We start from the raw sequence: 9,573 nt of genomic DNA on the forward strand, positions 1-9,573 counted from the left end.
CGACCCGGCCCCGGACGCCCACCCGGCCGCGCCAACCGACGACAGGCGATCATCCAACCAGTCGGGAAGGCCACGGACAGGTCAACAGCCGCAGGACCTGAAGGACAGACAAGTTAAACAACAAGCTAAGAGATGAAGAAATCCCAGCCAGCCTCGCCACGCGCCACCCCCATAACCAGACATCATTGACCAACCCGGCGCCCCGCGGAACACTGGACTGCTCGGTCAGATCCAGGACGGCCACCTCCTCCGGATCGCCGATCAGCCGTCGGTGATATGGATCGCCGGTGTGGGCACAGACGCCCCTGTGTTGTCACGTGGCCGGTGGGCGGGAGTGTCCGATCAACGGTCGGGTGCACGGCGGCTGGCCTGGATGGCAGACGCGGAGCAGGCCTTCCAGCTCGGGCCGCACCTCGGCTTGCAGCTCCACCCGGAGATCATCCCGACGGTGTTCGAGACCTGGATCGATTGCTGGCAGGCCCGCGGCCTGGACGGGTCTGTTGCATCGAGCGAAGGCAACGGATCTTGGCCGTAAATCTTCTCGTGATCAGGCCTGCTGACGGCCTCCGCGGCTGTTCTCGGGCGTCCTGCGGGCAGGCTGCGAGGTCTCCAGGCGGGAAGATCTACAGTCAAGATCGGCTGATTCAGCTGGATGCAACAGACCCGTTTCGCGAGCCGGAACAGGCGGCGCAGGGGAATGTCCGGGGGCGGGGTGGACAGACAGTAGTCGGTGGGCTCGCGTTCACCCGGGGGCCACTCGGCGAGCAGCCAGCACTCGGGCAGCCGGCGGTCGGCGTCGCGGGGGATCGTGCAGGCGGCGGAACGGATCCGCAGGGCGAGGAACCGTGAGCGCATGACCGCGGTCGGGTTGTCCGGCTGGTGGTGGGTGCCGCGCCGCCAGGTCACCCACCGCGCCGCTCCCCGTCCCGCGGCCAGGACCAGCGCTTTCAGCGTGGACGGCGGGTCCGAGTAGGCCGGTACCGGTGGGCGGCCGTTGCCCGAGTACGGCGGTCGGACGGGTTCGGCGGCGGCTGGGTGCGCGGTCGCGGCGTGGGTCACGCCGACGACGTAGACCAGGTTCCGGTCGGTGAGGCCCTGGCGGAACTCGGCCGAGTCTCCGTAGCCGGCGTCGGCGAGCACCGGCCGGGCGGGCACACCCCAGCCGAGGACCTCGTCGAGCATGTCCAACGCCGGACGCCACTTCTCCCGGTGCCGCGCGACGTCAGGGATCTGCGCCCGGGTGCGGCGGGCACGGACCGCGGCGGCGTCGGCCGGGTCGGCAACGTCGGTGTCGTCCCAGCTCGCGGGTAGGAACAGCCGCCAGTCCAACGCCGCCGACGCCCAGTCCGTGGCCGCGTGCACGGACACCCCGATCTGGCAGTTCCCGATCTTCCCCAACGTTCCGGAGTACATCCGCGCCACCCCGGGCGAGGCCGGCCCGTCCTTCGGGAAGCCGGTGTCGTCGATGACCAGCGCCTCGGGCTGGACGAAGTCGATCGCCCAGCCGGTCAGCCTGCGGCGGACCTCGCTGTGCTCCCAGGTCGAGTTCCGCAGGAACTGCTGCAACCCCTGATGATCGACCCCGAGCCGCTCCGCCATGGGCTGCAGGCTCTTACGCTTCCCGTCGAGCATCAGCCCACGGACGTAGAGCTCGGCCTTCGCCCGCTGGTCCCTACGCGGCAGATCGGCCCAGACTCTCGACGTCGGCGCGCCGCGGCCGGGGCAGGCTGCGGCGAATGGGCCGCTGGTGGACGCGGCGTCGGCATTGCGGTGCGCGCACGAGTGGCTCGTCACCGAGCCGCCGCACGACAACGAGATCACCGTCATGGCGGGCCGCCTCCACGTCGGCCCACGGCTACGCCCACCAGCGTGATCTCGACGGTGCGGTGACGACGCCGCTGAGCGCCGAGCAGACAGCGGCCGAGGAACTGCGCCACAGCCCGCGGACACACACGCTGGTATCGGCACTTCTGGACGCGAGCCGGTTGGTCCCGGTCTCCTCTGTTGCCAGCCTCTCAGCTACGATTCGACGCAGCCTTCTGCGGCATACTGCCCTGAGAGTTTACAAAAAGTGAAGATTCGGCCGATGGTTCGTGGGCCAGCCCGTGGCGGCCCAGTTGTTCTGGCGGGCCGAGCCGCCGGCCGCTGTCCCGTACTCGACTGACATCAGGTGATCATGACTGACCCCTCATCGCCAGTGGCGCGTCATGCGACGATGTCCGGGCGGTACCTCGCCGGGCTGGCGGCCCGTCTCGCCGACCGTCACCGGAAGGAGACGGCGGTCGTGGCCGTCGCCCGCGGCCACGCCGATCAGCTTCGCGCGCAGCTGGCACAACGGGATACCCAGTTGGCGGAGTGCCAGCTGCAGCTCGGGCGCCTCCAGGAGCGGATCGGGGGACTGGCCGCAGACCTCGCGCAACGGGATCAGCGAGTCGCCGAGCAGGCCGAGACCATCGGTCAGCTGGGGAAGCGGCTGGAGGTCGCCGAGCAGGCGTTGGGGTTCATCTCCCATGAGGCGCTACCCGCGTTGATCGAGGGCACGCATACGCCCGCGTTGCCGGCGGCCCTCGACGGCAATGCCGACATCGTGGCCCGCTACGACGGCATCGCCGGCCAGATCGTCGAGCTGCGCGACGCGCTGCGACAGGCACAGGAGGCGCTGCGGATCGGTGAACGACGGATCGCCGCCTGGGAGGAGGGTGTGCGATTCGTCACAGACCACCAGCTTCCCGCCCTGGCCGCCGGTGATCTGGTTCCCGCACTGCCGGACGCCGCCGGTGACGAGGCGATCGTCGGGGTGCTGGACCGGATCGGCGCGGCCGTCGCGAAGCTGGTGGAGCAGGCCCACGATCGTTTCCGGGACCGCGAGGAGGCCCTGCGGACCGCGACGGTCGGGCTCGCGCGCAACGTGCAGGCCGTGTCCCACCGGGTGCAGGAAGAAGCCACGGCCATGGTGCTGGCGCATCCGACGACACCGGATGTGCTCGAGAGCGGCTACCGCGTGGACCATGCGGCCGCGCAGCAGGCCCGTTACGCGCAGAACCTCGCGGTGCTGTGCGGCGAATCGCCGGGCCAGCAGTGGCAGGAGCCAGTGGCCGTAGCCGACATCGTGACCGCGGCTGCCTCACGGATCATCGCCTATCAGCGGGTGCACGCATCCGGCGGCCCGGACGCCGCGGTTGTCGCTCACGTCGCCGAACCGCTCATCAGCGTCATCGCCGAGCTGTTGGCCAACGCGGCGCAGTCCTCGCCGTCGACGACCGAGGTGCTGGTCGGAATCCGGTCGGTGCAGCGCGGAGTGGTCTACGAGATCGACGACTGTGGCGTGGGCATGGAGGAGTTCCGCCTGAACCGGGCGCGGGAGATCGCCTCGGGACGTCGGCCCGTGCGGGTGGCGGATCTCGGCCAGACGCCGCAGACCGGCCTGGCGGTGGTCGGCGAGTACGTGCGCCGCCACGGGCTGCGGGTCGATCTCAGCGAGTCGGTCTACGGCGGCGTCCGGGCGGTGGTCTTCGTGCCCGACGAGCTGACCGAGCTGTTGAACCCCGCCACACGCCTTACGCGCGGCCACCACCCGACCGGGTCTGCGGCCGTTGGCACGCCCCCGGCACCCGGCGCAGTCTCCCTGCCCGACCCGGCCTCGGTCCCCCCTGGCGACCCGGCCTCGGCCGTGGGGGAAGATCGCCCGTCGAAGCCGGTGCTCCCGCGACGCCGATCGCCCCGCCATGCCGCGCTCGCCGAGAAGGTTCCGCCGCCCGCCACGCCATCCGCGAGCCCGCCCGCACCGCCGCCGTCAGCCGACGAAGCCGGATCGTTCCTCGCGGCGATTCTGAGCGTCTCGCCGGACGCCGCTTCCGGCGGCGAAGTCACTGACCCGGGCGACTCCACCCCGCCCTCGGCCCCGCTCACTCCCGCAGAGGACACGGAATGACCCCCGATGCCACCGGCACTCTCCACACCGACCACTGGCGTGGGATCGACGCCAACCGCTGGATGGTGGAGGAAATCGAGACGACGCAGGGCGTACGGCACGCGTTCGTTTTCACCGCCGATGGCTTTGTGACCGCCATCTCCAGCACCCTGGACCGCGACGGCGCCGAGAAGCTCGCCGCCGCGTGCTCGGCCATGGCGTCCCTGGGCAGGGCGGTTGCCGGAGACCACGGTGAGGGCGGCATTCCGAGCCACGTGGTGTACGAACTCAACGGCGCCAAGCTGATGTTCCGCGGCGCCGGCGAACGCACCTACCTGGGTGTGATCACCGAGGCCGTGATTGACCCGGCGCTCGTCGCCCACCAGATGACCACGACGGTACGCAAGATCGGCGAGAAGTCGTTGAGCTCTGCCGAGCGCCCGCACTAAGCCGTGGTCGACCCCACGGACTACCTCGGCCCGGTTCGACCGTATGTGCTGACCGGTGGCCAGGCGCGCCCCAGCCGCAACACGGTCCGGCCGGAGACCCTGCTGGTGGCGAATGCGGACGCCAGCCTGCCGCCCTCGGCCACGCGTCAGCATCGGTCCCTGGTGCAGCTGTGCCGGGGAATGCTGTCGCTGGCCGAGGCCGCCGCCCACCTGAAAATCCCGGTGAGCGTCGCGGCGGTCATGGTCTCGGACCTGGTCGACAGCGGCCATCTCGCCGTGCGCACGGTGGGGGCCGATCCGGATACCCCGAACCAAGAGCTTCTCGAAAGGGTCCTGCATGGTCTCCGTAGCCTCTGATCACCGCAGGGCTGATCGTGACGAGGCGGACCGGTATGTCTCGCCGACGGTGCGCCAGTCGGTCAAGATTCTGGTCTCGGGCCCGTTCGGCGTCGGCAAGACCTCGTTGATCGACTCGGTGAGCGAGATCGTACCGCTGCATACCGAAGAACAGATGACCCAGCAAAGCTTGGGGGTCGACTCGCTGACGGGTGTCGAGCGCAAGACGTCGACGACGGTCGCCCTGGATTTCGGTCGGATCACCCTCGGGGACGACATCGTGCTGTATCTCTATGGCACTCCCGGGCAACGACGGTTCTGGGACCACTGGGCCGGGCTGGCCGAGGGCGCGATCGGCGCCCTGGTCCTGGTCGACACGCGCAGGCTGGAGGAGAGCTTCGAGGTTTTCGACCAGATGGAACTGAGTGACACGCCCTTCGCCGTAGCCGTGAACGTGTTTCCCGATACGCCGGATATCCCGCTGGACCAGGTCGTCGCCGCGCTGGACCTGCCCACCGATACGCCGATGACGTCCTGCCGGGCTCTGGACAGGCAGTCCTCGATCCAAGCGCTGATCACTCTGGTCGAGCACGCGACGGCATCCTCCCGGCTGACAGGGGCGCATCGATGATTTCCACCCGCCATTCCCTGTCGGACTTCACGGGTCTGACTCCGCTGTCGGAGACCACCACCTGCGCCGACCCACAGGCCGCCTACCGGGTGCTGCGGGAGCGGTGGGGGCAGGTCGCACCGGTGGAGCTCGAACCCGGTGTACCGGCCTGGCTGGTCATGGGCTATCCCGAGATTCTTCATGTGGTGCGCAACGAGCGCCTGTTCGCCCGCAATCCCTCGCACTGGCGGCTGCTGTCCGACGGTGTCGTGCGCCAGGACTCCGGACTGGGACCGATGATGTTCCCGCGGGACAACGCCTACTTCGCGGACGGAGCACGGCATCGCCGGCTGCGGGCCCCGCTCGACGAGGGCATCGCGGGCATGGACCAGCATGCCCTCCGGCGCTCGCTGCAGGCGACCTGCCGAGAGCTGATCCGCGGGTTCGCGAAACGCGGCGAGGCCGACCTGGTCACCGAGTACGCGTCGGTCATTCCCATGCTGGCGGTCTCCAGCCTGTTCGGAATCTCCACCGAGCACGGCCATCAGCTGCGGGCCGGCCTGATCGCCCTGTTCGGCAGCGGCGAGGACTCGCAGGAGGGCAACCGCACCTTCGAACGTATCCTGACCGAGGTCATGCAGTCGCACGCGGCCAGCCCGGCCGAGGACCTCACCACCGCCTTCCTGGCGCACCCGAACCTGCACGACAGCGACGAGGTCGTGCAGTCCATCGTTCTGATGATCTCGGCCGGCTACGAGACGACAACCTCGTGGATCGCGCAGACCATCCGGCTGATGCTCACCGACCCTCGGTTCGCCGGGCGCCTGCACGGCGGCCGTCTGGGCGTGGACGACGCGCTCGACGAGGTGCTGTTCCGCGATCCCCCCATGGCCAACATGCCCGCCCGGTACGCGCTCGCCGACACCGAGCTCGCCGGGCAGCCCATCCGTGCGGGCGACGCCCTGATCCTCGGCCTGGGCGCGGCCAACGCCGACGCGCGCATGCACACCGACGACCCCTGGCTGGAGACCGGCAACCGTTCGCATCTGGCGTTCTCCGCCGGCCCGCACACCTGCCCGGCCCTGGACCCCAGCCGTCTGATCACCCGCACAGCCGTCACGACCGTCTTGACAGAACTGCACGACCTCACCTTGGCCATTCTTCCGGATGAGATCGAGCTGTTGCCCTCGCCGTGGACCCGCTGCCCGGCGAGCCTTCCAGTGCGTTTCGTCGCATCCGACGTGCCCATCGTTGAGCAGGAGGTCTCGCATGGCTGACTCGACCGCCATCCCGCTGGTTCCCCTGGACCCCTTCGGCGCCGATCACCACGGCGAACAGCGCCGGCTGCGGGAGGCGGGTCCGGTGGTGCAGGCCGAGCTGCCCGGCGGCATCCGCGTGTGGGTGGTCACCGACCACGCCCTGCTCGCCGACCTGGTGGCGGACGAGCGGGTGAGCAAGAACTGGCGGAACTGGAGCGCCATCCAGGACGGGACGATCACCGACGACTGGCCGCTGGTCGGCATGATCAAGGTGACCAACATGGTGACCAGCGACGGCGTCACGCACTCCCGCCTGCGCCGACCGGTGACCCGGGTGTTCACGCGCGGCCGGGTGGAACAGCTCCGTCCCCGCGTCAACCAGATCGTCGCCGAGCTGCTGGACGAGCTCCCCTCCCATGCCGGCCCGGACGGATCGGTGGATCTGCGGTCGCATTACGCCTACCCGGTGCCGATGCAGGTGATTTGCGAGCTGCTGGGCGTCCCGCGGGAGTGGCGCGCCGAGCTCCGCCGGCTTGTCGACAGCATCTTCCGCACGGATACCAGCAGCGAGGAGGCCGTGGCCACCGAGCGGCAGCGCCTGGCCCTGCTCGCCGAGCTGGTACGGCTGCGTCGCGACGAGCCCGGTGAGGACCTCACCAGTGCGTTGATCAAGCTGCGCGAGGAGGACGAGGCGGCGCTGACCACCGAGGAGCTCGTCGACACCATCTGGCTGCTGCTCACCGCCGGCCACGAGACCACGCTGAGCCTCATCACCAACGGCGTACGCGCCTTGCTCACGCATCCGGACCAGAAGGCCATCGCCGTCGCCGGTGACGCCGCGACCTGGTCCAGTGTGGTCGAGGAGGTGTTGCGCTGGGACGCGCCGATCGGGAACTTCCCCGCCCGCTACCCGCTCGAGGATGTCACGATCGCGGGCGTCACGATCGCGAAGGGCGACGCGATTCTCGCCGCGTACAGCGGTGTCGGGCGCGACCCCCGCCAGTACGGCCCCGACGCCGACCAGTTCGACGTCACCCGCACCCCCCAGCGGCATCTGTCCTTCGGCGGCGGACCGCACCTGTGTCTGGGCGCGCACCTGGCGCGCCTGGAGGCAGGCATCGCCCTGCCCGCTCTGTTCGCCCGGTACCCGGACCTGAGTCTGGCGGCCAACCCCGCGACCCTGCCGCCGGTTCCGTCATTCTTCTCCAACAGTGCCGCTGCGCTGCCGGTCCAGCTCGGTCAGGCCGCCGCGGCCCCGCCCTTTGTTCTCTGAGAGACGCTCGGGGCCGTCACGTGAGCCGGCCGAGGCGCGCGTTGCTCCCATCCGCTCGACGCTGCCATCGCCGCCGGCTGCCCACCCGGAGGGAGCCATGCGTCACAACGTGGTCACTCTCGCGGCTCGGTCGCCGCACCCCTGGCGGGCAGCGATCGCCGAAGCTAGCCGCGCGCTGCCGCCGAGGCCCGGGACGCCCATAGCCATCTGCCCTTCGCGATCGGCCGCCGCCACCGCCGCCCCACAGGCGCGGAACAGCAGGTTGATCGCGAAGGGCGGGTGGCCACCGCCGTCGCGCCTCCACCGGCCGGGTCGCGATGGCCTTCGCTGACGCCTGCTTCTCGCCCATCCACCCCGATGACGTCGCCCAGGTCGCCGCCGACCTGCTCAGCCGGCACTCCCGTGCCCGGATGCAAAATCGTCGTCGGGGGTCGCGACCAACGGCCCACGCGGTGTGCCCCCGGCCTGGGCTATCCAAGTCGACTAACGGAGGTACCCGGCTGCAACTGCGTACCTGGTGTGCGCCGGATGAGTGGAAACGCGACTGGTAATTCGCGGATTCGAGGTCGGAGTGTCCGGTGGAGTCCCGTGGCGCGCACCACCGATCCGGTGCGGTCAGTGAGCTTTGTCGAACGCTTCGACGATGTTCGACGCGATACGACCCCGGTCACTTACCGTGTAGCCGTTGCTCCGCGCCCACTCCCGGATGTCCGCGGTACGGTCCGCGCCCGCGGAGCGCGGTGCGGCGGCACGCGTGCCGCGCCGCCCACTGGCGGCACGGCCACCGGAACGGCGACCCGCCGCAACGAACGAGGCCAGCGCCTCCCGCAGCTTCGTGGCGTTGGCCTCGGACAGGTCGATCTCGTACTGGGCGCCGTCCAGTCCGAACCGGACTGTCTCATCCGCTGTCTCTCCGCTGAGGTCGTCGATCAGCGAAACGATGGTCTTCTGTGCCATGAGTATTCCCCGTTCTGGATCGCGGATCTTTGTTCACGCTGTATGGCGTACCGTATCGCAGCATCATCCCGATGGGTCTGTCGCGGCTACCGGCGTCGGCTAAACATGCCAGGAAGGCTTCCTCGTGGAAGTGTCGCATCTGGCTTGTGGAGTATCCGTGGGCGGTGTGAGGTCGGAGAGAAGTTCGACCGTGGCGACGCTCTTGGCTGTGGGGCGGGTCTGGGAAGGGGTCGTCAGGGCCTTTGGTTGCGAGGCGGGATGCGTCCCGGGCGGCTGGCGATGATGACGTCAGTAACGTTCTCGATGCCGATCAGGGCGCGGCGGGTGGTGTCATGGTGTTCGCTGGAACTGGAGTCGTCGTAGATGAACACCAGGATCTTGTCGTAGCTGTCGGTGTTTGCCAGGTACGCGACGCTGTCCTCCATCACCTGCTTCTCGATGTCCTTGAAGTCCGATGCCTTCCGTGCGTACTTGATCTCGATCAGCAGACGCACCCTGTCTGTCAGAGTCCCGTGAGACACGAGGATCGCTGAGACCTCTGTAGCGCAGGGCGAGATGGGATCTTCAAGACCGGTGACGTTGACCATGGCAGACATGGCCTCCTCGGAGCAGGAGGATGGCGGGGTGAGCCCCTCCCGAGGCGGACCGCGGGCGGACCGACCGAAGCGCCGGACCTTCACCGCGGCCTACAAGAAGAGAATCCTGAACGAGTACGACGGCCTGACCGAGTCGGGCGAACGAGGCGCCCTGCTCCGCCGAGAAGGCCTTTACCACTCCCA

The 9,573-nt window shown here is 69.3% G+C and carries 8 protein-coding genes and 1 pseudogene; 6 read left to right on the forward strand and 3 right to left on the reverse strand.

Annotation, left to right across the window (positions count from 1 at the left end; translation table 11 throughout):
• Positions 1-666: 666 nt before the first annotated feature.
• A pseudogene (locus tag AB1460_RS33950) lies at positions 667-1,701 on the reverse strand (IS701 family transposase); the annotation flags it as partial.
• A 475-nt stretch (positions 1,702-2,176) separates the two neighbouring features.
• Here AB1460_RS33950 and AB1460_RS33955 point away from each other — a divergent pair.
• From AB1460_RS33955 to AB1460_RS33980, 6 genes are read left to right on the forward strand one after another with little or no spacing between them, the layout of a single operon-like run.
• On the forward strand, positions 2,177-3,931 hold the full coding sequence (locus AB1460_RS33955) for an ATP-binding protein (RefSeq protein WP_368966398.1): 1,755 nt from the start codon (positions 2,177-2,179) through the stop codon (positions 3,929-3,931).
• A complete protein-coding gene (locus tag AB1460_RS33960; protein ID WP_368966399.1) occupies positions 3,928-4,359 on the forward strand; it encodes a roadblock/LC7 domain-containing protein in 432 nt (143 codons plus the stop codon). The genes AB1460_RS33955 and AB1460_RS33960 overlap by 4 nt, the downstream gene beginning before the upstream one ends.
• A gap of 3 nt (positions 4,360-4,362) precedes the next feature.
• Entirely contained in the window at positions 4,363-4,716 is a 354-nt protein-coding gene (locus AB1460_RS33965) for a DUF742 domain-containing protein (RefSeq protein ID WP_368966400.1), read from the forward strand.
• Entirely contained in the window at positions 4,697-5,326 is a 630-nt protein-coding gene (locus AB1460_RS33970) for a GTP-binding protein (RefSeq protein WP_368966401.1), read from the forward strand. The genes AB1460_RS33965 and AB1460_RS33970 overlap by 20 nt, the downstream gene beginning before the upstream one ends.
• A complete protein-coding gene (locus AB1460_RS33975) occupies positions 5,323-6,582 on the forward strand; it encodes a cytochrome P450 (RefSeq protein WP_368966402.1) in 1,260 nt (419 codons plus the stop codon). Before AB1460_RS33970 ends, AB1460_RS33975 begins: the two co-directional genes overlap by 4 nt.
• Complete coding sequence (locus AB1460_RS33980; protein WP_368966403.1) at positions 6,575-7,837, forward strand: cytochrome P450 family protein; 1,263 nt, start codon at positions 6,575-6,577, stop codon at positions 7,835-7,837. The genes AB1460_RS33975 and AB1460_RS33980 overlap by 8 nt, the downstream gene beginning before the upstream one ends.
• Positions 7,838-8,452: 615 nt before the next feature.
• Here the strand turns inward: AB1460_RS33980 and AB1460_RS33985 are convergent.
• Positions 8,453-8,794, reverse strand: a complete 342-nt coding sequence (locus tag AB1460_RS33985) for a histone-like nucleoid-structuring protein Lsr2 (RefSeq protein WP_368966405.1) — start codon at positions 8,792-8,794, stop codon at positions 8,453-8,455.
• 233 nt (positions 8,795-9,027) lie between these two features.
• Complete coding sequence (locus tag AB1460_RS33990) at positions 9,028-9,381, reverse strand: hypothetical protein (RefSeq protein ID WP_368966406.1); 354 nt, start codon at positions 9,379-9,381, stop codon at positions 9,028-9,030.
• Between the last annotated feature and the right edge of the window lie 192 nt (positions 9,382-9,573).

The organism is Parafrankia sp. FMc2 (assembly GCF_041008525.1).
In the GTDB taxonomy this organism is placed as follows: domain Bacteria; phylum Actinomycetota; class Actinomycetes; order Frankiales; family Frankiaceae; genus Parafrankia.